This is a genomic window from Blastococcus sp. TF02-09 (assembly GCF_003319105.1).
Lineage (GTDB): Bacteria > Actinomycetota > Actinomycetes > Mycobacteriales > Geodermatophilaceae > Blastococcus.
This window is the reverse complement of sequence record NZ_QOHH01000001.1, coordinates 375,864-401,299: the sequence shown is the minus strand read 5'-3', so window position 1 is coordinate 401,299 and position 25,436 is coordinate 375,864. Positions and strand designations below refer to the sequence as shown.

Here is a 25,436-nt window from a genome sequence, read left to right as displayed (position 1 = left end):
GGCTCAGGCCTCCCGGTGCATGTTCTGGCGGTCGGCCTCGGCCCGCTCGGTGACGATCGCGTCGGCGACGGCGGCGACCTCGTCGTCGGTCAGCCGCACCGCCCCTTCGGCGTCCACCCGGTAGACGATCGGGTAGAGCCGGCGGACGGGGTCCGGACCGCCGGTGGCGGAGTCGTCGTCGGCGGCGTCGTAGAGGGCCTCGACGACGGTGCGCGTGGCGGCGTCGGCCGGCAGACCGGCGCGCCAGGTCTTCTTGAGCGAGTTCTTGGCGAACAGCGAGCCCGAGCCGACGGCCGCGTAGCCGCGCTCCTCGTAGTTCCCGCCGGTGACGTCGTAGCTGAAGATCCGGCCGGGTGCGGTGCCCTCGCCGGCGTCGAGGTCGAAGCCGGCGAACAGCGGGACGACGGCCAGGCCCTGCAGGGCGGCCCCAAGGTTGCCGCGGATCATCTGGGCGAGCCGGTTGGCCTTGCCGTCGAGGCTCATCGTGAGCCCCTCGATCTTCTCGTAGTGCTCGAGCTCGACCTGGTAGAGCTTCACCATCTCGATGGCGATGCCGGCTGCGCCCGCGATGCCGATGACGCTGTAGGAGTCGGCCGGGTAGACCTTCTCGATGTCGCGGGAGCTGATCAGGTTGCCCATGGTGGCGCGGCGGTCGCCACCCATGAGGACGCCATCCTCGTAAGTGACGGCGACGATGGTTGTGCCGTGCGGGGCGAGGTCTCCCACGGGCGTGCTCGGGGCGGGACGGCGGCCGGGCAGCAGGTCAGGCGCCGCGGCCGAGAGGAAGTCGGTGAACGAGGAGCCCACCCGGCCCAGGTAGGCGGGCGGGAACCCGCTCCGGCCGCTCCACGACTCGTTCACGCATCCGCCTCTCCCGCCTGCTCGCGCCGGCGTGCACCGCTGGTCCGCCCGGTGCTCCGCACACTTGCGCCGCGGGCTCCTGGTCGTCGCTGCGACCCTACCGGCGGCTCCCCCGGCCGGCTGGCCGCATCCGGCTCCCCGGCGATCACCGCTGCCGAGGCCGCCACCAGCGCATCGATCGCCTGGAGCTGGTTGTGGTGCTGGACGTAGAAGACGGCCGCCTGCAGCACGGCGGGGTCGTCCTTGAACTGGCCGAGGCCGCCGTTGCAGTTGAAACACAACAGGGCTCGCACCCGGCCGCTCGAATGGCAGTGATCAACATGCGCGGCCGGTGCCGTTCGACAGATCGCGCAGACGCCATCCTGAGCCTCGAGCATCAGGTCCGCCTCGTCCGACGTGATCCCGTACCGGCGCGTCAGGTGGTAGGTGCGGGCGCCGCCGACCTTCTCCCGCGATCGCTGGCCGCGGGCGTTGTGACACGGGAGGCAGTACGTCGCGCGCCCGGTGGCGGAGGTCCTCGTGCGCGGGAACTGCTCGTACGGCTTGACGTTGCCGCAGTCAGGACACCATTTGGACCCTTCCGGGACGTCCAGGTCCTTCGGGGTCAGGCGGTGCGTGCGTGGTTGCAGCCGGCGAGCCTCGCGGCTTCTGGCCGAGCGCTCCGCCAGGTGCGCGCGACAATAGAAAGCGAGTCCGTCACGCGACTTCTTGTTCTTACTGAACTCCGAGACAGGGCGGTGCGCGCCGCAGTCACGACAGAACTTGGTGTCCATTGCTGGAGGCCCGTTGCCAGAAGTTGATCTTGGTCACTCCCCCCCTTTTTGTACGTAACTACGCACGAAGTCCTCAGCATTGGACTCGAGGACCTCGTCGATTTCATCGAGAATGGAATCGACGTCGTCCGACATTTCCTGCCGGCGCTCGGCTGCCTCGGTGTCGACCGAGGCCTCGACCTCGTCGGTCTCCTCGCGCGTGCGCGTCGCCTTCTGCTGCCCGCCGGTGTCCCTGGTGGCCATGGCCTGCCCCTCCCGTCGTGGGAACTGCTCCTGGAACTGAAAGCTACCCGCCGGATGTGACATCCGGGGTCCGGCGAACGGGTGCTGGGGAGATCAGCTGCCGGTGATGGTGTCGACCAGCTGCTGCGCGGTCGCCGACGCCTCGAACAGCGCCCCGACGTGCTCGCGGGTACCGCGCAGCGGCTCCATCGTCGGGATCCGCACGAGATTCTCCCGGCCCAGGTCGAACACGACCGAGTCCCACGACGCCGCCGCCACCGAGGCCGGGTAGCGGCGCAGGCACTCGCCGCGGAAGAAGGCGCGGGTGTCGGCCGGCGCGTGCACCACCGCGTGCTCGACCTCGGCGTCGGTGAGCAGCCGCTGCATGACGCCGCGTGCCACCAGCCGGTTGTAGAGCCCCTTGTCGGGCCGCACGTCGGAGTACTGCAGGTCCACGAGCTTGAGCCGGGAGTCGCCCCACTCCAGGCCGTCGCGGGAGCGGTAGCCCTCTAGCAGGCGCAGCTTGGCCGGCCAGTCCAGCCGGTCGGCGCAGCGCATCGGGTCGATCGCGAGGTCCTCGAGCACCTCGGCCCACCGGCGCAGCACGTCGTCGGTCTGCTCGTCGCCCTCACCGCGGTGGGCGACGAACTTCTGCGCGTGCTCCAGGTAGGTCTGCTGCATCTCCAGCGCCGTCATCCGGCGGCCGTCGCGCAGCCGCACCGTGTGCGTCAGCGAGAGGTCGTGGCTGATCGCCTGCAGCGCCTCGACCGGTTCCTCGAGCGACAGGTCGTGCGGCAGGAAGCGCGCCTCGATCATCGCCAGCACGAGCGACGTCGTCCCGACCTTGAGGTAGGTGGACAGCTCGGCGAGGTTGGCGTCCCCGATGATCACGTGCAGCCGGCGGTACTTGTCCGCGTCGGCGTGCGGCTCGTCGCGGGTGTTGATGATCGGCCGCTTGAGCGTGGTCTCCAGGCCCACCTCGACCTCGAAGAAGTCCGCCCGCGAGGAGATCTGGAAGCCGTCCCCCCGGCTCTCCGCGCCGATGCCCACCCGCCCCGCGCCGGCGAACACCTGGCGCGTCACGAAGAACGGCACGAGGCCGCGGATGATGTCGACGAACGGCGTCCGCCGGTCCATCAGGTAGTTCTCGTGGGCGCCGTACGAGGCGCCCTTGCCGTCGGTGTTGTTCTTGTAGAGCTGGATCGGCTGGGTGCCCGGCACGCGGGCGGCCCGCCGGGACGCCTCGGCCATGACCCGCTCCCCCGCCTTGTCCCAGAGGACGACGTCGCGCGGGTAGGTGACCTCCGGCGTCGAGTACTCGGGGTGCGCGTGGTCGACGTAGAGGCGGGCGCCGTTGGTCAGGATGACGTTGGCCATCCCGGTGTCCTCGTCGAGGTCGTTGTGGTCCAGCGCCTGCGCCGGGGTGAGGTCGAACCCGCGGGCGTCGCGCAGGGGCGACTCCTCCTCGAAGTCCCAGCGGGGACGACGGCGGGTCGGGGCCTCGGCCACCGCCCAGGCGTTCACGACCTGGCTGGACAGCGTCGTCGGGTTGGCGGTCGGCTGTCCCGGCACCGAGATGCCGTACTCGACCTCGGTGCCCATGACCCGCCGCACGCTCATGCGCCAACCCTATGCGCCATCCGTCGCCCACCGTCCCCTAAGACGCCGGACGGCGGGCAGGTTGGGACCTCACGACCGACGGTGTCGACGGCCTCGGCCGTGAGCGCCACGAGCACGCCGGCCCGGCCCCGCACCTGCGGGACCGGGCCACGCGGCCTCGTGCAGGGGCCCGCCCTGAGCATGCGAAGGGTGGGGAGGACGAGGTCCTCTCAGAGGTACTGGCCGGTGTTGGTGGCGGTGTCGATGGCGCGGCCGGACTCGGTGCCCTTGCCGCTGATCAGCGTGCGGATGTAGACGATCCGCTCGCCCTTCTTGCCCGAGATCCGCGCCCAGTCGTCGGGGTTGGTGGTGTTGGGCAGGTCCTCGTTCTCCTTGAACTCGTCCACGCACGCCTGCATGAGGTGGCCGACCCGGAGCCCGCCGTTGCCGGTCTCCAGGCTCTCCTTGATGGCCATCTTCTTGGCGCGGTCGACGATGTTCTGCAGCATGGCGCCGGAGTTGAAGTCCTTGAAGTACAGGACCTCCTTGTCACCGTTGGCGTAGGTGACCTCGAGGAAGCGGTTCTCCTCGACCTCGGTGTACATGCGCTCGACGGTCCGCTGGATCATCCCGGCGATCGTGGCCTCGTGGCTGCCGCCGTGCTCGGCCAGGTCGTCCGGGTGCAGCGGCAGCGTCGGCAGCAGGTACTTGCTGAAGATGTCCCGCGCCGCCTCGGCGTCCGGCCGCTCGATCTTGATCTTCACGTCGAGCCGGCCCGGCCGGAGGATGGCCGGGTCGATCATGTCCTCGCGGTTGGAGGCGCCGATGACGATGACGTTCTCCAGGCCCTCGACACCGTCGATCTCGCTCAGCAGCTGCGGCACGATGGTCGATTCGACGTCGGAGGACACCCCGGAGCCACGCGTCCGGAAGATCGAGTCCATCTCGTCGAAGAACACGATGACCGGCGTGCCCTCGCTGGCCTTCTCCCGCGCCCGCTGGAACACCAGCCGGATGTGCCGCTCGGTCTCGCCGACGTACTTGTTGAGCAGCTCGGGGCCCTTGATGTTGAGGAAGTAGGACTTGCCCTGCCCCTCCCCCTTGAGCGCCGACACCTTCTTGGCCAGGGAGTTCGCGACCGCCTTGGCGATCAGCGTCTTGCCGCAGCCGGGCGGGCCGTACAGCAGGATCCCCTTCGGCGGCCGCAGCTGGTACTCGCGGAACAGGTCCGCGTGCAGGAACGGCAGCTCGACGGCGTCGCGGATCTGCTCGATCTGGCGGGCGAGCCCGCCGATGTCGCCGTAGTCGATGTCGGGAACCTCTTCGAGGACGAGCTCCTCGACCTCGCTCTTCGGGATCCGCTCGTAGACGTAGCCCGACCGGGACTCCAGCAGCAGCGAGTCACCGGCGCGCAGCGGCTGGTCGGTCAGCGAGTCGGCGAGGTAGACGACCCGCTCCTCGTCGGTGTGGCCGATCACCAGCGCCCGCTGGGTGACGCCGTCGACCGGCTCGAGCAGCTCCTTGAGCATGACGACGTCGCCGGCGCGCTCGAAGCCGCGCGCCTCGACGACGTTCATCGCCTCGTTGAGCATGACCTCCTGGCCGGGGCGCAGCTCCTCGCCCTCCACGTTCGGCGACAGCGTCACCCGCACCTTGCGGCCGCTGGTGAAGACGTCGACCGAACCGTCCTCGTGCCGCGTCAGGAAGACGCCGTAGCCGGACGGGGGCTGCCCCAGCCGGTCGACCTCCTCCTTGAGCGTCACCAGCTGCTCGCGCGCGTCGCGCAGCGTCGAGGACAGCTTGTCGTTGCGCTCGGACAGGAAGGCCGCGCGGCCCTCCGCCTCGGCGATGCGCTCCTCGAGCGCCCGCGCCTGGCGGGGGCTGTCGGCGACTTTGCGGCGCAGCAGGCCGATCTCCTCCTCGAGGTAGGAGATCTGGGTCAGCAGCGCGGCGACGTCACGGTCACGTCGCGCCTTGAACTCGTCGGGACCGTCGACCGGACCTGGGCCCATCGCGCACCTCCGCAGTTCCGGGGAGCCAGGACGCAAATCTATACACGCGGGGCGACTCTTCGCCGTGGGCTCGCAGACGTCCCGGGCGGCCGGACGGGCCCTGGCACCCGAGCCCTAGAACTTCTGCGCCCGCCGCTGCCGGATCGGGGCCACCGCGCCCTCGGCGAGCCGGCGCGCGGTCACCAGGAAGGCGGTGTGGGCGACCATCCGGTGCTCCGGGCGGACGGCGAGACCCACCGCGTGCCACGGCCGCAGCAGCGACTCCCAGGCGTGCGGCTCGGTCCACACACCCTGGGCCCGCAGCGCCTCGACGTAGGTGGACAGCTGCGTCGTCGTCGCCACGTAGCCGACCAGGACGCCACCGGGGCGGAGCGCGGCGGCCACGGTCGGCAGCACCGCCCAGGGCTCCAGCATGTCCAGGACCACCCGGTCGACGACCTCGTCGGTGGGGTGGTCGGCCAGGTCGCCCTGCCGCAGGCTCCAGTTCGCCGGCACCTCGCCGAAGAAGGCCCCGACGTTCCCCCGGGCGACGTCGAGGAAGTCCTCGCGCCGCTCGTAGCTGATCAGCGAGCCCTCGGATCCCACGGCCCGCAGCAGCGAGCAGCTCAGCGCACCGGAGCCGGCGCCGGCCTCCAGCACGCGCATGCCCGGCCCGACGTCGCCGAAGCCCACGATCTGGGCGGCGTCCTTGGGATAGATGACCTGCGCGCCCCGCGGCATCGACAGCACGTAGTCGGCCAGCAGCGGGCGCAGCGCCAAGTAGCCGGTGTTCGCGGTGGAGTGGACGACCGACCCCTCGGGGGCGCCGATGAGGTCGTCGTGCTCGATGGCGCCGCGGTGGGTGTGGAACTGCTTCCCCGGCTCCAGGACGACGGTGTGGTGCCGGCCCTTCGGGTCGGTCAGCTGCACCCGGTCCCCGGCGACGAACGCACCGAGCACCGCATCCCGCTGCCCGGTCACCTCGACGTCGGGCTGCTGCTCGATCTCCACGGGCGGTCAGGGTACGGACGGCGTCGGTGTGACCCGTGTCCCCGGTGCGGCGCGGGCACTCGGAACTGTCGGAGGGGCGACCTAGCCTCGGGTGCATGACGGCGATGGTCGAGACGGACGTGAGCACCGGGGTCCAGCCCGACGAGGCACAGGCCCCGCGACGCCCCTCCCTGTCCCCGAGCCGCGCGGCCGACTTCAAGACCTGCCCGCTGCTCTACCGGTTCCGCACCATCGACCGGCTGCCCGAGCGCAAGAGCCTGGCCGCCGTGCGCGGCACGCTGGTCCACTCCGTGCTGGAGCGGCTCTACGACCTGCCTGCGGCCCAGCGCACCGTCGCCGGCGCCCTCGAGCTGCTGGAGCCCGCCTGGGCAGAGCTGCGCGAGGAGCCCGGGGTCGCCGAGCTCTTCGAGGCCGCCCAGGGCGAGGGCGCGGAGAGCGACGTGAACGCGCCCGAGTCGCTGCAGGCGTGGCTCGCCTCGGCCGGCGCGCTCGTCGAGCGCTACTTCACCCTCGAGGACCCGCGCCGCATCGAGCCCGAGGGGCGGGAGGAGCTCGTCGAGGTCACGCTGCCCGACGGGCTGCTGCTGCGCGGCTACGTCGACCGGCTGGACGTGGCGCGCAACGGCGCCCTGCGGGTGGTCGACTACAAGACCGGCTCGATGCCGCGCGAGGCCTTCGAGAGCAAGGCCCTGTTCCAGATGAAGTTCTACGCCCTGGTGCTGTGGCGCACCCGGGGCGTGGTGGCCGCCCAGCTGAAGCTGATCTACCTCGGCGACGGCGACGCGCTGACCTACGCCCCCGACGAGGCCGAGCTGCTCCGCTTCGAGCGCACCCTGCTGGCCATCTGGGCGGCGATCGAGCGAGCGGTCAGCACGGGTGACTTCCGGCCCAACAAGACCCGGCTGTGCGGCTGGTGCGACCACCAGGCCGTCTGCCCGGAGTTCGGCGGCACTCCCCCGCCGTTCCCGACCGAGGCGGCTGCGGCGGCCGGCTGGCCCACGTTGCCCGTCGTCGAGCGCGACTGAGGCCCGGGTCAGCGGACCGCAGGCTCCGCGGCCTGATGGGCGGCGAGCACCTCGGCGAGCTCGGGCAGCCCGATGCCCTCCAGAGTCTCGACCTGCACGAGACCGGGGGCCGGCGGCACCGGCTGCAGCCCGGCCACGCCGATCACCGCGGCCCCCGCGGCCAGCCCGGAGGTGACGCCGACCAGCGAGTCCTCGATCACGACGCACTCCTCCGGCGACACCCCGAGCGCGGCCATCGCCTGCAGGTAGGGCGCCGGGTCGGGCTTGCGGGCCGGTACCTCGTCGCCGCAGACGGTCACGTCGAACGGACCGCCGTCCGGGGAGCCGGCCTCGATGTGGGAGATGACCAGGTCGGCCAGCCGGCGCGGCGTCGTCGTGACCAGGGCGGTGCGCAGGCCCGCCGCGTGCACGGCGGTGAGCAGCTCCTGCGCGCCGGGGAGCCAGATCAGCCGCTCGGCCATCATCCGGGCCACGGCGTCCATGACCTGGGTGGCGTCGGCCTGCAGCTGCTCCTCGGTGCGGGTGACGCCGAGGTCGGCGTACAGGGTGCCCATCGCCACCCGCATGCTGGTGCCCACGGTGGCGGCGCGGGCCTCGGCCGACATCCGCCCGCCCAGCTGCCCGGCGAGCTCGAACATCGCCTCGCCCCAGTACTCCTCGGTCTCCACGAGGGTGCCGTCCATGTCGAACAGCACCGCCCGGAGCCCCTCGGCCGTCGCAGGTGTTTCCCGTTCGTCCCCGCTCCCAGCCACGCGACGAGTCTAGGGAGCGCCGCGGCCGCCCCCGCGGGGGCGCCGGGACTCAGGCCGGCCGGGCGCCGGTCAGGGTCGCGAACGCGATGATGTTGTCCTCGTAGCTGCGCGCGCCCGAGTCGAAGTCACCGCCGCAGGTGATCAGCCGCAGCTGGGCGTCGGAGGTGTTGCCGTAGACCTCGATCGTCGGGAAGGCGTTCTTCGGGTGCCGCTCCACCCGGTCGACGGCGAAGAGCGCCACGGTGCCGTCGGCGCGGGCCACCTCGACCTCGTCCCCGGGCTGCAGCGCGCCGAGGTCGAAGAAGACCCCCGGGCCGTACTCGGCGGAGTCCACGTGGCCGAGCATCACCGCGGGACCGACCGCTCCCGGAGCCGGCCCGCGCTGGTACCAGCCGGCCTTGTCGTCCCGCTCCAGCGGCGGCACCTGCACGGTGCCGTCCCCGTTCAGGTCCAGGCGCAGCAGACCGCTGGTGACGTCGATCGCCGGGATGCCGACGGACACCGGCTCGGCCACGGGCGGGGCCGGGGCGACCGGCGGTGGGGTCTCCGACGCCGTGGACGGCGCGGGGGCCGGCACGGAGGGGCTCGAGGACCGGCCCGGGTCCGCGGTGGCACCCGCCGGCTGGGGCGCCTGCTGCTGGCCGGTCACCGCCACGACGACGGCGATGACCGCCACGAGGGCGAGGCCCACCGCGAGGGCGATCCACGTGCGCGCGCTCGGCTGGCGGCCGGTGCCTTCGGTCACGGCTGTCCTTCCAGAGGAATGTCCAGGGGACGACGTGCTGGTGCTCGGCCGCACGGGAGGCTGCGCACCTCCCGTGCGGCCGGGCAGCCGGGATCAGGCCTGGTCGGCCTGGCGGCGCCGGTAGGCGACCGCACCGGCGCCGACGGCGCCGGCAGCGGCGAGGGCACCCACACCGATGGCGCCGAGGTTCTCGACACCGGCGGTGCTGCCCGCACCCGTCTCGGCACCGCCGGACGGCGCGGTGCCCATCTGGGCGGTGTCGAGCGCGCCGCACGCGGCCGGCGCGGTGGCCTCCATCGGCAGCGACGGGTCGAGGTCGCTCTTGATGTCGCCGTCGTAGGCGCCGCTGCCGTCCTTGTCGGCACCGTGCACCACGATGACGGCGGTGCCGGCCTCGAACGCCTTGTGGACGTCGTCGCTGACCTCGAAGGTGCGGTTGTAGCTGATCGAGCCACCCTCGGCGGTCGGGAACCTGTCGACGGCCAGGCCGCTGTCCGGGCTGGTGTCGCCGGTGAGCGTCAAGGACGAGCCGATGGCGCCGTAGTACTTGGCCGCCTCGCTGACGCTCACCCAGCCGTCCTTGTCGGCGTCGTCCTCGAGGCCGTTGGACGGGCAGCTGCCCAGCGCGGCGATGTGGAAGTGCTGGGCGTGCGGCGCGCCGGCCAGCAGGCCGGTCGCCTCGATCATGACGGTGGCGGTGTTCCCGTCGAGCGTCACCATCCCGGTGCCGGTGACGCCCGAGCCGTTCACCGAGGCCAGGTCGGCCTGGTAGCTGGTGGCGCCCTCGTGGGCCGAGGCGGTGCCCATGGCCAGCATCGGGAACGCCGCGGCGGCGATGGCAACGGTGGGCAGTGCGAGTGCCTTGCGCATGTCTGCTCCTTGATCGGCGTGGTGCCGGCACGGCGCCTCGGTGCGCCTGCCGTCGATCCGGTCGGATGACCCGGTCAGCGGGGGGAAGCAGGCAGATCTGCTGCCCGCCGCGCTGTCCGTGTGGCGTTCGACACGACGTGACGGATCGGTTCACCCCTCCCGCCGAAAAGTTTTCCGGCGATACGCGGAAGTTCTCGCCGGCCGCCAACCGGATCCCCCGGCCGCGACGAACGCTGGGCATGAGTGCTCCGCGTGGCACATCCCATGCAGGGATCCACCGCCGGGCTGCGACAGCCTCGGCCGTGCTGGTCGCGGCCGGCGCCCTGGTCCTCGGCGCCCCGTCGGCTGCCCTGGCGCACGACGGGCTCGTGGCCACCAGCCCGGCCGCCGGCGCAAGCGTCGTCGAGGCGCCCGACGCGCTGGAACTGGACTTCACCGGCGAGCCGCTCTCGCTGGGCACGCTGGTCGAGGTCACCGGTCCCGACGGCGCTCTCGTGTCGTCCGGCGATGCCGAGATCCGCGGGACGACCCTGGTGCAGCCGATCGAGGACGACGTCGCCGCGGGCACCTACCGCGTCGAGTGGCGGAGCACCTCCTCCGACGGCCACCCGCTCTCGGGCACCTTCGACTTCACCGTGACCGAGGCGGAGAACGCACCCGCCCCGGCCGCGACGTCACCGGCGGCCGATGCGCTCGCCGACCAGGAGCCGGCGGACGACGGCATCGCCCCCGTCTGGCCGGCAGCGGGTGCCGTCGTCCTCGTGGGGATCGGGGCGCTGGCCATGACCCGCCTGCGGCGACGCGGATGAGCTCCGCCGCGCCGGCCGTCCTGGCGCCCCCGACGGACCGGTCACCGGTCACGACCGGTCGCGCACGGCACGCGGTGGCCGCGCTCCTCACCGCGGCCGGACTCGGCGGCGTCCTGTTCTGGGCGCTGGCCGTCGGCGACGGAGGACCGGCCGCCGACCCGGCCGGGCTCCCCGCCTCCGGGCGGTTCGTCGAGTGGGGGCTCCCGGTCGCCACGCTGGCCGGACGGGTCGCGGCGGTCGGGACGATCGGGACGCTCGTCCTCGCCGCGGTGCTGTTGCCCGCACGGGACGGAGCGCCGACGGCGGAGGTGCAGCGGGTGCTCCGGGCGACGTCGGCGTGGGCGACGGCCTGGGTGGCAGCGACGGAGCTCGGCGCGCTCCTCACCCTCAGCCGGCTGCTGGGCACCGACCCGACGGCGCTGTCCTGGGCGTCGCTGCGCGTGTTCGTCGAGGACACCGGCACCGGGCGCGCGGCCCTGCTAGGGACGGCGCTGATCGGCGTCGTCGCGGTCGGTGCGGCCCGGTGCACGGTGGCCGGTGCGCGGATCCTGCTAGCGGTGGCCCTGACGGCGCTCGTCCTTCCGGTGGTGCTGAGCGGCCACTCCTCGGCCGCCGCGAACCACCTCGCCGCCGTCAGCACCCTCGGCGTCCACGTCGTCGCCGCGACGGTCTGGATCGGCGGTCTGCTCGCCCTCCTCGTCCACGGACGGCGGGGGGTGTGGCTGCCCGTGGCCGTGCCGCGGTACAGCCGGGTGGCGCTGGCCTGCTTCGTCGCCACCGGGCTGTCCGGCGTCCTCGCCGCCTGGCTGGTGCTGGGCGGCAGCGGCGCGGTGCTCGCCGCCCTGGGCACCGGCTACGGCGCCCTGCTGCTCGCCAAGACCGCCGGCCTGGTGCTGCTCGGGCTGTGCGGGTGGCAGCACCGCCGTCGCACCCTCCCCCGGCTCCGCGCCGGCGAGGCCAGTGGGTTCCGCCGGTTCGCCGCGGGCGAGGTGCTGCTCATGCTCGCGACGCTGGCCGTGGCCGTCGCGCTGGCCGCCTCCCCTCCCACGGCGGAGGCCGCGAGCCCACCCGCGCCGTCGGCCACCGCCCCGGTCGCCACCGCGCCGCCCGGGGACGCGGCGGATCCGATGGCCGGCCACGACCACGGCGAGCTCACCGTCGGCGTCCTCGTCGACGACGAGCGGTTCCACGTCGCCGGACCGGTGGCCGCCGGCTCGCGGGTCACCGTCTTCAACAGCGCCGACACCACCGTGACCCTCACCGCGGACGACGCGTCCTTCGACGTCGTCGTCCCCGCCGGGGCGCTGACGACCTTCGTCGCTCCCGACCAGCCGGGCGAGCACCCGTTCACCAGCGCCCACTCCACGGCCTTCGCCGACGTCCTCGTCGTCGAGTGACCCCGGCGTCAGCGGACGGTGTACGGACCGATGCTCACGTCGTGGTACCCCTTGGCGCCGATCGCGACCGCCAGCGGGCTGCGCGCCGGCGCGCCGCTGCGGAGCAGGTCCAGCGCGTGCGCGAAGTCGTAGCGCGGGCGCCAGCCGAGATCGGCCCGCGCGCGCTCGTTGACGTAGACGCGGTCGATGCGCGGGAACATCCGCCAGCCGAGCCGGGCGTAGACGTCGCGGTACTCCGGGAACAGCCGCTCGACGACGGCGGGGGCGTCCCGGTGCAGCTCGGCGAGGTCCTCCGGCCCGAACGGTGTCGTGGCACTGACGACGTACCGGCCGAAGCCGAGCCCGGGGGCCCGGTCGATCGCCGCCAGGTGGGCGTCCACGACGTCGTGCAGGTCGGCCCGGCGGTACAGCAGCTCGTTGACCTTCGCGTTGGCGTCGGCGTAGCCGGTCCGGACCTGATCGCTGTCGTCGGCCGCCGGGAAGAAGCGCGACGTCCGCAGCACCACGCAGGGCAGTCCGGCGTCCCGGGCGAGGAGCTCGCATAGGTCCTCCGCCGCGACCTTGGTCGTCCCGTAGATGTTCAGCGGGCGCGGCACGACGTCCTCGGTGATCCAGGCCGCCGGGGCGCCGTCGCCAGGGGTCAGCGCCCGGCCGAAGGCGCTCGTGGTGCTGGTGAAGACGAAGGCGCCGACCCCGGCGGCCACCGCCTCCTCCAGGGCGACGAGCGTCCCCGTGACGTTGGTGTCGACGAAGTCCTGCCGCGAGTGCGTGCCCACGTGCGGCTTGTGCAGCGTCGCGGTGTGCAGGACGGCGGTCACGCCCTCCATCGCCCGCCGGACCGACTCGCGGTCGGTCACCGAGGCGACGACGTCGGTGGACGGCGAGGCGAGCCGGTCGAGCCCGACGACGTCCCGGCCGGCCTCCCGCAGCGTCCGCACCAGCGCCTCCCCCAGGTGACCGGCGCTGCCCGTCACCAGCACGCGCCCCGTCATTCGTCCTCGGTGCGGTAGCCCAGGTTCGGCGAGAGCCACTTCTCCGCCTCGGCGACGGTCCAGCCCTTCCGCCGGGCGTAGTCCTCGACCTGGTCCCGGCCGACCCGCCCCAGCACGAAGTACCGCGACTGCGGGTGGGAGAAGTACAGCCCGCTGACCGCGGCGCCCGGCCACATGGCCATGCTCTCGGTCAGCTGGATGCCGGTGTGCGCCTCGACGTCGAGCAGCTCCCAGATGGTCTGCTTCTCGGTGTGCTCGGGGCAGGCCGGGTAGCCCGGCGCCGGGCGGATGCCGCGGTACTTCTCGCCGATGAGCGCGTCGTTGTCCAGGTGCTCGTCGGCCGCGTAGCCCCAGAACTCCGTGCGCACCCGCTCGTGCAGCCGCTCGGCGAACGCCTCGGCCAGCCGGTCGGCCAGCGCCTCCAGCATGATCGCGCTGTAGTCGTCGTTGTCCTTCTTGAACGCCGCCACCCGATCGGCCGAGCCCAGCCCGGCGGTCACCGCGAAGGCGCCGACGTAGTCGCGCAGCCCGGTCTCCTTGGGCGCCACGAAGTCGGCCAGCGACTTGCGCGGGGAGCCGTCCCGGCCCTCGGTCTGCTGCCGCAGCTGGTGCAGCACGGCGCGCACCTGCGACCGCGACTCGTCGGTGTAGACCTCGATGTCGTCGCCCGCGACCTGGTTGGCCGGGAACAACCCGACGACGCCGGCCGCGCGCAGCCACTTCTCCTCGACGATCCGGTCGAGCATCGCCTGCGCGTCGTCGTAGAGGCGGCGCGCGGCCTCGGCGGTGGCCGGGTTGTTGAGGATGTCGGGGAACCTGCCGCGCATCTCCCACGCGTTGAAGAACGGCTGCCAGTCGATGTAGCCGCGCAGCTCCTCGAGCGGGTAGTCCGCGAACGTTTTGACGAACTGGGTGGCCCCGCCGTGCAGGTGGTCGCAGTCGGGTCCGGTGCACACGTCTTTGGCCTGCTGGAGCAGCATCCGCGGCCGCGGTGGCGCGTAGTCCGGCCAGTCGACGGGCGTCGCCGCATCGCGGGCGGCGGCCAGCGGCAGGAGCGCCCGGGTGTCCTGGCGCGCGGCGTGCCGCTCGCGCAGGGCGGCGTACTCCGCGTCGGTCTCGGCCAGCAGCTTCGGCCGCTGCTCGTCGGAGAGCAGCGCCGCGACGACCGGCACCGACCGCGAGGCGTCCTTCACCCAGATCACCGGGCCGGAGTACTGCTGCGCCACCTTCACCGCGGTGTGCGCGCGCGAGGTGGTGGCCCCGCCGATGAGCAGCGGGATGTCGAAGCCCTGCCGCTCCATCTCCGAGGCGAGGTTGACCATCTCGTCCAGGGACGGCGTGATCAGCCCGGACAGCCCGATGACGTCGGCGCCCTCCTCCTTGGCGGCGTCCAGGATCTTCTGCGCCGGCACCATGACGCCGAGGTCGACGACGTCGTAGTTGTTGCACTGCAGGACGACGCCGACGATGTTCTTGCCGATGTCGTGGACGTCGCCCTTCACGGTGGCCATGACGACCTTGCCGTTGCTGCGCTCGGCGTCCCCGGGCTTCTTCTCCGCCTCGATGTACGGGATGAGGTGGGCGACCGCCTTCTTCATGACGCGGGCGGACTTCACCACCTGCGGCAGGAACATCTTCCCGGCGCCGAACAGATCGCCGACGACGTTCATGCCCGCCATCAGCGGGCCCTCGATGACCTCGATCGGCCGGCCGCCGCGCGCGGCGATCTCCTGGCGGAGCTCCTCGGTGTCTGCCGCGGCGAACTCGTCGATCCCCTTGACCAGGGCGTGGGTGATCCGCTCCCCCACCGGCAGCGACCGCCACTCCTCGGTGGCGACCTCCTTGGCGGCGCCGTCGCCGGCGTAGTCGGGGGCGATCTCCAGCAGCCGCTCGGTGCTGTCGGGGCGGCGGTTGAGGATGACGTCCTCGATGCGCTCCCGGAGCTCCGCCGGCACCTCCTCGTAGACCTCCAGCGCGCCGGCGTTCACGATGCCCATGTCCATGCCGGCGGCGATCGCGTGGAACAGGAAGACCGCGTGGATGGCCTCGCGCACCGGGTTGTTGCCGCGGAACGAGAAGGACACGTTGGAGACGCCGCCGGAGACCAGCGCGCCCGGCAGGTTCTGCTTGATCCAGCGGGTGGCCTCGATGAAGTCCAGCCCGTAGTTCGCGTGCTCCTCGATGCCCGTGGCGACGGCGAAGACGTTCGGGTCGAAGATGATGTCCTCGGCCGGGAAGCCCACCTGCTGGGTGAGGATGTCGTACGCCCGCCGGCAGATCTGCGTGCGCCGCTCGAGATTGTCGGCCTGGCCGTCCTCGTCGAACGCCATGACGACGACGGCGGCGCCGTACTTGCGGCACAACCGGGCCTCGCGGACGAACTTCTCCTCGCCCTCCTTGAGCGAGATCGAGTTGACGATCGACTTGCCCTGCACCGTCTTGAGCCCGGCCTCGATCACCTCCCACTTGGAGGAGTCGATCATCGTGGGCACGCGGCAGATGTCGGGCTCGGCGGCGATCAGCTTGGTGAAGCGGTCCATCGCCTCGACGCCGTCGATCATCCCCTCGTCCATGTTGACGTCGATGACCTGCGCGCCGGCCTCCACCTGCTGGCGGGCCACGGTGAGCGCGGTGGCGTAGTTGCCGGCCTTGATCAGGTTCCGGAAGCGGGCCGAGCCGGTGATGTTGGTGCGCTCGCCGACGTTGACGAACAGCGTCTCCTCGGTGACGGTCACCGGCTCGAGCCCGGAGAGGCGCAGCGCCGGCGCCACCTCGACGGGCGTGCGGGGGGTTTTGCCGGCGACCTCGCGCGCGATGGCGGCGATGTGGTCCGGCGTCGTGCCGCAGCAGCCGCCGACGAGGTTGACGAAGCCGGCCTCGGCGAACTCCGCCACGATCGCGGCGGTCTCGTCGGGCGACTCGTCGTACTCGCCGAAGGCGTTGGGCAGGCCGGCGTTGGGATAGGCCGAGACGAAGGTGTCGGCCAGGCGCGAGATCTCGGCGATGTAGGGCCGCATCTCCTTGGCGCCCAGCGCGCAGTTGAGGCCCACCAGCAGCGGCCGCACGTGCCGCACCGAGTACCAGAACGCCTCGGTGACCTGGCCGGACAGGGTGCGCCCGGAGGCGTCGGTGATGGTGCCGGAGATCATGACCGGCCACCGGCGGCCGCGCTCCTCGAACAGCGTCTCCAGGGCGAAGATCGCCGCCTTGGCGTTGAGCGTGTCGAAGATCGTCTCGATCAGCAGCAGGTCCGCGCCGCCGTCGACCAGGCCGTTGGCCTGCTCGAGGTAGGCCGTCACCAGCTCGTCGAAGGTGATGTTGCGGGCGCCGGGGTCGTTCACGTCCGGCGAGATGGACGCCGTCCGGCTGGTCGGGCCGATCGCGCCGACGACGTACCGCGGCTTGTCCGGGGTGCGGGCGGTCATGGCGTCGGCCTCGCGGCGGGCCAGCCGGGCCGAGGCGACGTTGAGCTCGTAGGCCAGCGCCTCCATGCCGTAGTCGCTCAGCGAGATCGTGGTGGCGTTGAAGGTGTTGGTCTCGATGAGGTCCGCGCCGGCCTCGAGGTACTCGCGGTGGATGCCGGCGATGATCTCCGGCTGGGTGATGCTCAGCAGGTCGTTGTTGCCCTGCACGTCGCTCGGCCAGTCCGCGAAGCGCTCGCCGCGGTAGCCCGCCTCGTCCGGGCGGTCCCGCTGGATGGCGGTGCCCATGGCGCCGTCGAGCACCAGGATGCGCTGCTCCAGCAGCGCGGTCAGCTCGGCGGTCGCATCGGGGCGGAGGGTGGGTGAGTCGGACACAGGCGATCCCCAGTACTGCGTGGCTGTCGGTGTGCGGGCTCCGTCCGGCGTGGACGAGCTCCGGCACCCCCGGCGGGTCTGCCCAGGCTTGAGCGGTCCCGATGTCCTCCCCATCGTCTCACTTCAGCGCAACGCCGTTGCCGACCTCCGCCCTGTTCACACGCGCGGGTCATCCGCCCCGTCCTGTCGTCGGGGCGACGTAGGCTCGCAGGGGTGATCGACCCGAAGCCAGGCGCCGAGGACCTGCCCGAACTCACCGACCCCGTGGTGGTCGTGGCGTTCGAGGGCTGGAACGACGCCGGGGACGCCGCGACCGGGGCGGTCGAGCACCTGGAGCTGATCTGGGACGCGAAGCCGCTGGCCGCGCTGGACCCCGAGGACTACTACGACTTCCAGGTCAACCGGCCCACCGTGTCCCTGATCGGCGGGGTGAACCGGCGCATCGAGTGGCCGACCACCCGCATCTCGGTGGCCCGGCCCCCGGGCAGTGAGCGCGACGTGGTGCTCATCCGCGGGATCGAGCCCAACATGCGCTGGCGCGGCTTCTGCGCGGAGCTGATCGGCCTGCTGGAGGAGCTCGACGTCCAGACCGTCGTCGGCCTGGGGGCGCTGCTGGCCGACACGCCGCACACCCGCCCGACGCCGGTCACCGGCTCGGCCTACGACGAGGACTCCGCGAAGACCTGGGGCCTGGAGACGTCGCGCTACGAGGGCCCCACGGGCATCCTCGGCGTCTTCCAGGACGCCTGCGTCCAGGCGGGCCTGCCGGCGATCAGCTTCTGGGCCGCGGTGCCGCACTACGTCTCCCAGCCGCCGTCGCCCCGGGCGACGCTGGCCCTGCTGCGGCGGGTCGAGGAGGTCCTGGAGATGACGGTTCCCCTCGGCGCGCTCCCCCAGCAGGCCGACGACTGGGTCGCCACCGTCGACGAGATGGCCAACGAGGACGAGGAGGTCGTCGAGTACGTGCGCTCCCTCGAGGAGCGGGCCACCGAGGTGGACCTCTCCCAGGCCAACGGCGACCAGATCGCCCGCGAATTCGAGCGCTACCTCAAGCGCCGCGACGGCTCGGCCGGCGGCGCCTGAAAGTTCTCCGCGCGCTCGGAGGCCGACTGCGGGGTTACGGTCGCGGCGTGCGGCGTGTCCTGACGTGTCGCCGCCCGTAACTCCGCACTCGGCCCAGGAGGCGTCGGGAGGTCAGCCCTCGCGGAGCAGGGGCCGCATCCGGGACGTCGCGTCGTCGTCGAACAGCCGGTCGTGCGTGGACAGCGCGAAGCGGTCGGTCATCCCGGAGACGTAGTCGACCACCTGCGTGACGACGTCGGCCTCGGTGTCGCGGTAGGACTCCGGCAGCAGCTCCGGGTGCGCCAGGTGGTGGTCGACGAGCCGGCGGATGACGTCGATGGCGACGTGCTTCTGCCCGGCCGCCGTGTCCGAGGCGTACACCCGCTCGAACATGAACGCGCGCAGCTCGTGCATGGCCTCCAGCGGCTCGGGCGCCATGACCACCCGCCCGCCGTCGGCGAGGGACCCCGTGACCACCGCGTCGATCATCGTGCCGACCATCTGGCTGCCGGGCTCCCCGAACACGGCGCGGGCGCGGGCGGGCAGGTCGGTCGGCGCCAGCACCCCGGCGCGGACGGCGTCCAGCGCGTCGTGGGACAGGTAGCCGATCCGGTCGGCGTAGCGCACGCACTCCGCCTCGCGGGTCGACGGCGGCGGCGTGATCTTCCAGCTGTGCGCCCGGACGCCGTCCCGCACCTCCCACGTCAGGTTGAGGTGCTCGAGCACCTCCACGATGCGCACGCCCTGGGCGGCGTGGTGCCAGCCGCCGGGCACGTAGGGGTCGAACGCGTCCTCGCCGATGTGCCCGAACGGCGAGTGGCCGACGTCGTGGGCCAGCGCGATCGCCTCGGCGAGCGTCTCGTTGAGCCCCAGGGCGCGGGCCAGCGACCGGGCCACCTGGGTGACTTGCAGCGTGTGGGTCAGCCGGGTGACGAAGTGGTCGCCGTCGGGGTTGAGGAAGACCTGCGTCTTGTGCTTGAGCCGGCGGAAGGCCTTGGCGTGCAGGATCCGGTCGCGGTCCCGCTCGAAGGCCGTCCGCAGCGCGTCCTCCGGCTCGGGCCGGGCGCGACCGCGCGAGGCGGCCGCCCGGCACGCCGCCGGTGCCAGCTGCTCCTCGGCCCGCTCGCGGGCGGCCCGGTCGGTGAACCGGAACGGGGCGCCGGTCATCAGCCGTCCTGCAGCGCGACGCCGAGCAGCGCGTCGACGGCGTCGCACACGACCGCCGGGGCCTGCTCCTCGCGCTCCCCGTCGCCGGCCAGGGTGGCCGCGGCCCACGCGTCGACCACGGCAATGGCGCCGGGGCTGTCCAGGTCGTCGGTGAGCCGGTCCCGCAGCCCGTGCAGCACCGGGCCGGCCGGCGCCCCGGTGTCCTGCGAGACCGCGCGCCGCCAGGTGCCCAGCCGCTCCTGCGCCTCGCGGAGCAGGGCCGGCGTCCAGGCGCGGTCGGTGCGGTAGTGCCCCGACAGGAGGGCCAGCCGGATCGCCATCGGGTCCACGCCCTCGCCGCGCAGCTTGGAGACGAACACCAGGTTGCCGCGGCTCTTGCTCATCTTCTCGCCGTCCAGCCCGATCATCGCCGCGTGCACGTAGGCCCGGGCGAAGGGCTTGGTGGCGGTCAGCGCCTCGGCGTGGACGGCGGAGTACTCGTGGTGCGGGAAGACCAGGTCGCTGCCACCGCCCTGCACGTCGAAGCCCATGCCGATGGTGTCCAGGGCGATCGCGGCGCACTCGATGTGCCAGCCGGGCCGGCCCTCGGTGCCGCGGGGGCCGGGCCACGAGGGCTCGCCCGGGCGGGCACCGCGCCACAGCAGCGGGTCCAGCGGCTGCCGCTTGCCGGGCCGGTCGGGGTCTCCCCCGCGCTCGGCGAAGAACCCGAGCATCGTGGCCTCGTCGTAGCCGGACTCCCCACCGAAGCCGGGCGCCTGGGAGATGTCGTGGTAGACGTCGCCGGTGCCGTCGTCGAGCACGTAGGCCAGGCCAGCGTCGAGCAGGTGCTCGATGTAGCCGGCGATGCGCGGGATCGCCTCGACCGCGCCCACGTAGTCCTCGGGCGGCAGCACGCGCAGCGCGGTCATGTCCTCGCGGAACAGCGCCGTCTCGCGCATGGCCAGCACGATCCAGTCCTCGCCGTCGCGGGCCGCGCGCTCGAGCAGCGGGTCGTCGATGTCGGTGACGTTCTGGACGTAGTGCACCGCGTGGCCGGCGTCCCGCCAGACCCGGTTGATCAGGTCGAAGGCCAGGTAGGTGGCGGCGTGGCCCAGGTGCGTGGCGTCGTAGGGGGTGATGCCGCAGACGTACATCCGCGCCGTCCGGTCCGGGCTGGTGGCGACCACCTCGCCGAGCGCGGTGTCGTGGACCTTGAGCGCGGGGCCGGTACCCGGCAGGGTCGGCAGGAGCGGAGCGGGCCAGGAGTGCACGCCCCGAGCCTAGAAGGACCCCGTCCGCCCCACTGCTCGCAGGCTCGGAACGGACCCTGGACGGGGTCGGGAGGAGACGCCGTGGAGATCGACCAGTACCTGCCGTCGCTGCGACGGTCGAACGCACGGTTCGCCGAGGCGTCCGCCGCCGCCGTCCTCGACCACGGGTGGGCGGCCCGCGTGCCGGGCTGCCCGGACTGGACGCTGGCCGACCTCGTGTGGCACCTCGCCGAGGTGCAGCGGTTCTGGGCCTGGGTGGTGCGCACGCGCGCCCAGGACCCCGCCGGCTACGAACCGGCCGCCCGGCACCCCGACGACGAGCTGCTCGGCTACGCCACGGCCCGGGGCGCGGAGCTGGAGGCGGCCCTGGCCGACGCCGATCCGGCCGAGCGCGTGTGGACCTGGGCCGGGCAGCAGGACGTGGCGTGGGTGCTCCGCCGGCAGGCCCAGGAGGCGGTGGTGCACACGGTCGACGTGGAGCAGGTGCTCGGCGACGTCCGGCCCATCCAGGCCGACGTCGGCCTGGACGGCCTCGACGAGTGGCTGGAGGTCATGGTCCCGGGCGCGCTGCCCGACGGGGCGCCCGCCGAGGCCCATCCGGTGGTGTTCCACGCCGTCGACGCCGATGCCGAGCGCACCCTCTTCGCCGGCTCGCGCCCGTTCCCCGTGGCCACTCTGACCGGCACCGCCGGCGACCTGCTGCTCGCGGTGTGGCGTCGGGTGCCGCTGCACGTCCTCACGGTCGACGGCGACGGGCTTCAGGCGGCGGCCATGATCGACCTGGTCGAGCTCGGATGACCAGCGCGGGCGCTCAGCCCCGACGAGCGGTGGTGCTCACGGCCAGGTGACCGCGTGCCGCTCGAACTCCTCGCCGGTCTGGACGCCGACGACGCAGAAGACCAGCCCGGCGGGATCCAGCAGCTGCCAGAACGAGCCCATGTCGCGGTGACGGGTGGCGCCGAGGGCCTCGAGCCGAGCCACCTCGGCCGGGATGTCGTCGGTCTCGACGTCGACGTGCCAGCGCGGCGGCGTCCCCTCCCCCGTCCGCTGGATCTCCACGTGCCAGCCGTCGGCGAAGGAGCCGAGCGATGCCCAGTCGGCGTCGTCCGCCTCGGGGGTGGCCGGGCGCCCGGTGGCCCCGGCCCAGAACGCCGTGCCTGCGGCGTGCTGCTCCGGCGGCAGGTCGAGCAGGAGGATGGCCAGGCGGCTGCGGTGCGGCACGTCGGTCAGACCGGCCGACGGCGGTAGAGGCACTGGCCGCCGCCGGAGGCGTGCAGCGTGCCGCTCGGCGACCACACGTTCGCCCGCCAGCCGAACAGGCCCCGGGTGGACACCGGCGCCGAGCCGTCGCAGAGCAGCCACGGCTCGTCGGTCGCCGGACGGTGAAAGGCGACGTTGAGATCCAGCGTGGGCGCGGTGAACGCCGGCCGCTGCCAGGCGTGCGGGCGGACGGCGGCCGGCCAGCTGGGCAGGTCGATGAGGATCACCGACCGCGTCGCGTCCACCCACGGGTCGGCGAAGGTCGGGGTGGTGCGGAACCGCAGCCACTGCTGCCAGACGGCGGGACGCGGACCGTCCGGCGGGTGTTCCTCCCACGCGATCGGCCGGCTCTCCAGGTTGTTCCAGAACGGGTAGGACGGCCCGCTGCCCTCCGGGACCAGTTCCTCGATCGGCCTCAGCTCGTCCGGGCCGGGGACGTCGGGCGGCACCGACTCGTCGTGCTCGAGACCCTCGTTGCCGGCGACCGCCCACACCATCGCGTTGAGGATGGGCCGCCCCTCCTGGGTGATCGACACCGTCGAGGACCCGGCGGTGCGGCCCGGCTTGGCGCTGCGCACCTCGATGTCGACCGGCTCGGGGCGGGCCACCCCGAGGTAGTGGCAGGAGAAGGCGGCCGGCTCGTGCTCCGGCACGGTGGCGCCGACGGCCCGGAGCGCGAAGGAGGCGATGTAGCCGCCCATCGGCCCCCAGATGTCCCACTCGGGCGACGGCGTCGCGCGGAACCGCCCCTCGTCGACCTGCTCCACCTGCGTGTCCGTGCCGAGGTCACCCACCCCGACACCTTCGCCGAGCCGGGGCGTCGAGCGCAAACAGGTTCGGGGGGCCTTCTAGAAGGGCGGCCAGGGCAGGGCGGGCCAGTCGCCGCTGGGCTCGGGGTGCAGCTTGGTCCGGAGCAGCTCGGCCACCCGCTGAGAAGTGCGACGCACCTCGCGGCGGGTGAGGTGCTCGTGCAGCTGCTCCCCCAGGTCGCCCCGCAGGTCCTCGGCCAGCCGCTCGAGCACCTCGAGCGACGCCAGCGGGATCGGCCGGCCCGCCCAGCGCCACAGCAGGGTCCGCAGCTTGGGGTCGACGGAGAAGCAGATGCCGTGGTCGACGCCGTACACGTGGCCGTCTGGCATCGGGATGATGTGCCCGCCCTTGCGGTCGGCGTTGTTGACCACCGCGTCGAAGACCGCCATCCGCCGCAGCGCGGGGTCGTCGCTGCGGACGAACTCGGCCAGGTCGACGTCCTCGTCGCCGTCCATCCAGAGCTGGACCATGCCCGGCCCGAAGGGCCCGTCGCGGAGCACGGTGGGGGGCACGACCCGCCAGCCGGTGGTCTCCGAGACCAGGAACGCCGAGATCTCCCGGCCGGCCAGGGTGCCGTCGGGGAAGTCCCAGAGGGGGCGCTCGCCCGCGACCGGCTTGTAGACGCACTCGCCGCCGACGTCGCCCGAGCGGATCCTGCCGACCAGCGTCACGTTGGAGGCGTCGAGCATCCGGCCCTCGAGGTCGATCTCACCGGTCTGCAGCAGGTGCAGGGCCTCGGCGTCGTCGGCGGGGGGCCGGAGGACCGGGTCGGCAGGTTGCTCGCTCATCGCACGCCGCCGGTCAGCGGCGGTAGCCGTTCTGCCGCGGGCAGACGTGGCCGGTGGCGTCCAGCGGCAGAGAGCACAGCGGGCAGGACGGCCGGCCCGCGGAGATCACCCGCCGGGCGCGGGCGATGAAGGCGCGCGCCGCCATCGGGGTGATGGTCACCCGCAGCGCGTCGGGGCCCTCCTCGCTGTCGGAGAGGATCGCGTCCTCCTCGATCGGCTCCTCGCCCGCGGCGACGGCCTCGACGACGACGGCCTGCGCGGCGCCGTCCCAGGCCAGGCCCATGGCGGCGACCCGGAACTCCTCGTCCACCGGCGGGGTGAGCGGGTCGAGGTCGTCGACGTCGGCGTCGGGCGGGATGACCGCGTCGGCGCGGCCGGACACCTCGTCGAGCAGCTCGGCCATGCGGTCGGCCAGGACCTGGACCTGCGTCTTCTCCAGCGCGACGCTCACCGTGCGGCCGCTGCCGTCGGACGCCTGCAGGTAGAACGTGCGGTCGCCTGGCTGGCCCACGGTGCCGGCGACGAACCGGCTCGGACGATCGAAGAGATGGACCTGACGGGGCACGCGCCCAGGTTACGCGGTGGAAGGACCCCGTCCTCCTCACGTCGCGCTTCGCTACGACGCGAGCCTCGGGACGGGGCCGACAACCTGCCGGACGGCGCCAGGGTGTCAGGCGGGCGCGCCGGACCCGCCGCCGACGACGGCATCGGAGGACCTCGCCCGGCGCCCGCGCTTCTTCTTCGGCGGGATCAGCGCGGAGACGTCCCCGCCGGTGTCGTTGATGCGGACGACGAACGGCCGGGTGTCGGTGTAGGTGACCACCGAGATCGACGCGGGGTCGACGACGATGCGCTGGAACTGGTCCAGGTGCAGGCCCAGCGCGTCGGCGAGGACGGCCTTGATGACGTCGCCGTGGCTGCAGGCCAGCCAGACGGCGTCCGGGCCCAGCTCGGCGTTGATCTCGCGCACCGCGGCGACGGCGCGGGCCTGGGTCTGGGCCAGCCCCTCCCCCTCCGGGCCGGGGAACACCGCGGCCGAGGGGTGCTGCTGCACGATCTTCCAGAGCGGCTCCTTGGCCAGCTCCTTGATCGTGCGGCCGGTCCAGTCGCCGTAGCGGGCCTCGCCGAGCCGGTCGTCGGTGCGCAGCTCCAGGTCGCGCCCCGCCGTGACCGCGGACGCCGTCCGTACGCAGCGCTCCAGCGGGCTGCTGACCACCGCGGCGAGCGGCACCGGTGCCAGCCGCTCCCCCACCGCGGCGACCTGCGCCGCGCCGGCCTCGTCGAGCTGCACCCCCGGCGTCCAGCCGGCCAGGATCCCGCCCGCGTTGGCCGTCGTCCGCCCGTGCCTGAGCAGGATCACCGTGGTCACGCCGGCGAGCCTACGGGCGGGACCGCCTGCGGAGGTCAGGGCGCCGTGGACCCCGTCGGGTCGAGGACGCCGGCGAAGACGAGTACGAGCACCAGCACGCCCAGGGCGATCCGGTAGACGACGAACGGGGTGAACGAGCCGCGGTCCAGGTAGCGCAGCAGCCAGGCGATGACGGTCAGGCCGACGCCGAAGGCGATGACCGTGGCCAGGATCGTCGGCCCCCACGAGACGCCGGTGCCGGTCGCGTCGCCGCTGAGCTCGTCGTAGGCCTGGTAGAAGCCCGAGGCCAGCACCGCCGGGATGGCCAGCAGGAACGAGTACCGGGCGGCCGCGGCCCGGCTGTAGCCGAGGAACAGCCCCGCGGTGATCGTGCCGCCGGAGCGGGAGACGCCCGGGATGAGCGCCAGCGCCTGGGCGAAGCCGTAGCCGATGCCGTGCGGCACGGTGAGCTGGTCGAGCCGGCGCTGCTTGGTGCCGATGCGGTCGGCCGCGTAGAGGATCAGCGCGAACACGATCAACGTCGTCGCCACGATGCGCAGGTCGCGGAACGTCGTCTCGATGTCGTCCTGGAACAGCAGGCCGAGGATCCCGATCGGCAGGCTGCCGACGATGATCAGCCAGCCCATGCGGGCGTCCGGGTCGCCCTTCCGCCGCCCGCCCAGCGAGGCGAACCAGGCGGTGAGGATCCGCCAGATGTCCCGCCGGAAGTAGAGCAGGACGGCGGCCTCGGTGCCGATCTGGGTGATCGCGGTGAAGGCGGCGCCGGGGTCATCCCACCCGAAGGCCTCCCCCACGAGGCGCAGGTGCGCGCTGGAGGAGATCGGCAGGAACTCGGTCAGGCCCTGGACGATCCCCAGGACGACCGCCTCGACCCAGCCCATCAGCG

24 protein-coding genes are annotated in these 25,436 nt (G+C 72.9%); 5 read left to right on the top strand and 19 right to left on the bottom strand.

What is annotated here, in order from left to right:
• Nucleotides 1-3: 3 nt before the first annotated feature.
• From prcB to DQ239_RS01880, 6 genes are all read right to left on the bottom strand, one after another.
• Complete coding sequence (gene prcB, locus DQ239_RS01905; RefSeq protein ID WP_113832550.1) at nucleotides 4-861, bottom strand: proteasome subunit beta; 858 nt, start codon at nucleotides 859-861, stop codon at nucleotides 4-6.
• Nucleotides 858-1,634 (bottom strand): endonuclease VII domain-containing protein, encoded by a 777-nt coding sequence (locus DQ239_RS01900; RefSeq protein ID WP_233488630.1) that lies wholly within the window; start codon nucleotides 1,632-1,634, stop codon nucleotides 858-860. The genes prcB and DQ239_RS01900 overlap by 4 nt, the downstream gene beginning before the upstream one ends.
• Nucleotides 1,635-1,667: 33 nt before the next feature.
• Complete coding sequence (locus tag DQ239_RS01895) at nucleotides 1,668-1,877, bottom strand: ubiquitin-like protein Pup (protein ID WP_113832685.1); 210 nt, start codon at nucleotides 1,875-1,877, stop codon at nucleotides 1,668-1,670.
• Nucleotides 1,878-1,970: 93 nt separating this feature from the next.
• Nucleotides 1,971-3,476: a depupylase/deamidase Dop gene (gene dop, locus DQ239_RS01890; protein ID WP_113832549.1), complete on the bottom strand. Its 1,506-nt coding sequence runs from the start codon at nucleotides 3,474-3,476 to the stop codon at nucleotides 1,971-1,973.
• A gap of 209 nt (nucleotides 3,477-3,685) precedes the next feature.
• Nucleotides 3,686-5,467, bottom strand: a complete 1,782-nt coding sequence (gene arc / locus DQ239_RS01885) for a proteasome ATPase (protein ID WP_113832548.1) — start codon at nucleotides 5,465-5,467, stop codon at nucleotides 3,686-3,688.
• A 114-nt stretch (nucleotides 5,468-5,581) separates the two neighbouring features.
• The gene (locus tag DQ239_RS01880; protein WP_348519319.1) at nucleotides 5,582-6,427 is read right to left on the bottom strand and encodes a tRNA (adenine-N1)-methyltransferase; all 846 of its coding nucleotides are present in this window, start codon (nucleotides 6,425-6,427) and stop codon (nucleotides 5,582-5,584) included.
• Between the two features lie 125 nt (nucleotides 6,428-6,552).
• Here DQ239_RS01880 and DQ239_RS01875 point away from each other — a divergent pair, with 125 nt between their 5' ends.
• Nucleotides 6,553-7,482, top strand: coding sequence for a RecB family exonuclease (locus DQ239_RS01875; protein WP_113832547.1), 930 nt, complete (start codon nucleotides 6,553-6,555; stop codon nucleotides 7,480-7,482).
• Nucleotides 7,483-7,490: 8 nt separating this feature from the next.
• Here the strand turns inward: DQ239_RS01875 and DQ239_RS01870 are convergent, their stop codons facing one another.
• From DQ239_RS01870 to DQ239_RS01860, 3 genes are all read right to left on the bottom strand, one after another.
• The gene (locus tag DQ239_RS01870; protein ID WP_233488628.1) at nucleotides 7,491-8,234 is read right to left on the bottom strand and encodes an HAD family phosphatase; all 744 of its coding nucleotides are present in this window, start codon (nucleotides 8,232-8,234) and stop codon (nucleotides 7,491-7,493) included.
• A 49-nt stretch (nucleotides 8,235-8,283) separates the two neighbouring features.
• Nucleotides 8,284-8,979, bottom strand: coding sequence for a class F sortase (locus DQ239_RS01865; RefSeq protein WP_233488626.1), 696 nt, complete (start codon nucleotides 8,977-8,979; stop codon nucleotides 8,284-8,286).
• Between the two features lie 93 nt (nucleotides 8,980-9,072).
• Nucleotides 9,073-9,849: a hypothetical protein gene (locus DQ239_RS01860; RefSeq protein ID WP_113832546.1), complete on the bottom strand. Its 777-nt coding sequence runs from the start codon at nucleotides 9,847-9,849 to the stop codon at nucleotides 9,073-9,075.
• A gap of 302 nt (nucleotides 9,850-10,151) precedes the next feature.
• On the opposite strand from DQ239_RS01860, the gene DQ239_RS01855 reads away from it, so the two are divergent.
• Both DQ239_RS01855 and DQ239_RS01850 read left to right on the top strand, forming a co-directional pair.
• Nucleotides 10,152-10,658, top strand: coding sequence for a copper resistance protein CopC (locus tag DQ239_RS01855; RefSeq protein ID WP_158544760.1), 507 nt, complete (start codon nucleotides 10,152-10,154; stop codon nucleotides 10,656-10,658).
• On the top strand, nucleotides 10,655-12,055 hold the full coding sequence (locus DQ239_RS01850) for a CopD family protein (RefSeq protein WP_113832544.1): 1,401 nt from the start codon (nucleotides 10,655-10,657) through the stop codon (nucleotides 12,053-12,055). The genes DQ239_RS01855 and DQ239_RS01850 overlap by 4 nt, the downstream gene beginning before the upstream one ends.
• An 8-nt stretch (nucleotides 12,056-12,063) precedes the next feature.
• Here the strand turns inward: DQ239_RS01850 and DQ239_RS01845 are convergent, their stop codons facing one another.
• Nucleotides 12,064-13,047 (bottom strand): NAD(P)-dependent oxidoreductase, encoded by a 984-nt coding sequence (locus DQ239_RS01845; RefSeq protein WP_113832543.1) that lies wholly within the window; start codon nucleotides 13,045-13,047, stop codon nucleotides 12,064-12,066.
• Complete coding sequence (metH, locus tag DQ239_RS01840; RefSeq protein WP_233488623.1) at nucleotides 13,044-16,844, bottom strand: methionine synthase; 3,801 nt, start codon at nucleotides 16,842-16,844, stop codon at nucleotides 13,044-13,046. The genes DQ239_RS01845 and metH overlap by 4 nt, the downstream gene beginning before the upstream one ends.
• Nucleotides 16,845-17,057: 213 nt before the next feature.
• Between metH and DQ239_RS01835 the strand changes: the two genes are divergently transcribed.
• Nucleotides 17,058-17,927, top strand: coding sequence for a PAC2 family protein (locus DQ239_RS01835; RefSeq protein WP_113832541.1), 870 nt, complete (start codon nucleotides 17,058-17,060; stop codon nucleotides 17,925-17,927).
• 111 nt (nucleotides 17,928-18,038) lie between these two features.
• Here DQ239_RS01835 and DQ239_RS01830 read toward each other — a convergent pair whose 3' ends face one another.
• On the bottom strand, nucleotides 18,039-19,073 hold the full coding sequence (locus DQ239_RS01830) for an HD domain-containing protein (protein ID WP_113832540.1): 1,035 nt from the start codon (nucleotides 19,071-19,073) through the stop codon (nucleotides 18,039-18,041).
• On the bottom strand, nucleotides 19,073-20,323 hold the full coding sequence (mshC, locus tag DQ239_RS01825) for a cysteine--1-D-myo-inosityl 2-amino-2-deoxy-alpha-D-glucopyranoside ligase (protein WP_113832539.1): 1,251 nt from the start codon (nucleotides 20,321-20,323) through the stop codon (nucleotides 19,073-19,075). Before mshC ends, DQ239_RS01830 begins: the two co-directional genes overlap by 1 nt.
• Before the next feature lie 81 nt (nucleotides 20,324-20,404).
• Between mshC and DQ239_RS01820 the strand changes: the two genes are divergently transcribed.
• A complete protein-coding gene (locus DQ239_RS01820) occupies nucleotides 20,405-21,121 on the top strand; it encodes a maleylpyruvate isomerase family mycothiol-dependent enzyme (protein WP_113832538.1) in 717 nt (238 codons plus the stop codon).
• Nucleotides 21,122-21,157: 36 nt separating this feature from the next.
• Here the strand turns inward: DQ239_RS01820 and DQ239_RS01815 are convergent, their stop codons facing one another.
• The 6 genes from DQ239_RS01815 to DQ239_RS01790 form a co-directional block, all read right to left on the bottom strand.
• Nucleotides 21,158-21,544 (bottom strand): VOC family protein, encoded by a 387-nt coding sequence (locus DQ239_RS01815; RefSeq protein WP_113832681.1) that lies wholly within the window; start codon nucleotides 21,542-21,544, stop codon nucleotides 21,158-21,160.
• Nucleotides 21,545-21,549: 5 nt separating this feature from the next.
• Complete coding sequence (locus DQ239_RS01810; protein ID WP_113832537.1) at nucleotides 21,550-22,377, bottom strand: thioesterase family protein; 828 nt, start codon at nucleotides 22,375-22,377, stop codon at nucleotides 21,550-21,552.
• A gap of 54 nt (nucleotides 22,378-22,431) precedes the next feature.
• A complete protein-coding gene (locus DQ239_RS01805; RefSeq protein ID WP_113832536.1) occupies nucleotides 22,432-23,181 on the bottom strand; it encodes an SCO1664 family protein in 750 nt (249 codons plus the stop codon).
• A gap of 13 nt (nucleotides 23,182-23,194) precedes the next feature.
• Nucleotides 23,195-23,746: a DUF3090 family protein gene (locus DQ239_RS01800; protein WP_113832535.1), complete on the bottom strand. Its 552-nt coding sequence runs from the start codon at nucleotides 23,744-23,746 to the stop codon at nucleotides 23,195-23,197.
• Between the two features lie 105 nt (nucleotides 23,747-23,851).
• Entirely contained in the window at nucleotides 23,852-24,550 is a 699-nt protein-coding gene (locus DQ239_RS01795) for a histidine phosphatase family protein (protein WP_113832534.1), read from the bottom strand.
• A 35-nt stretch (nucleotides 24,551-24,585) separates the two neighbouring features.
• Nucleotides 24,586-25,431 (bottom strand): undecaprenyl-diphosphate phosphatase, encoded by an 846-nt coding sequence (locus DQ239_RS01790; RefSeq protein ID WP_113832533.1) that lies wholly within the window; start codon nucleotides 25,429-25,431, stop codon nucleotides 24,586-24,588.
• Between the last annotated feature and the right edge of the window lie 5 nt (nucleotides 25,432-25,436).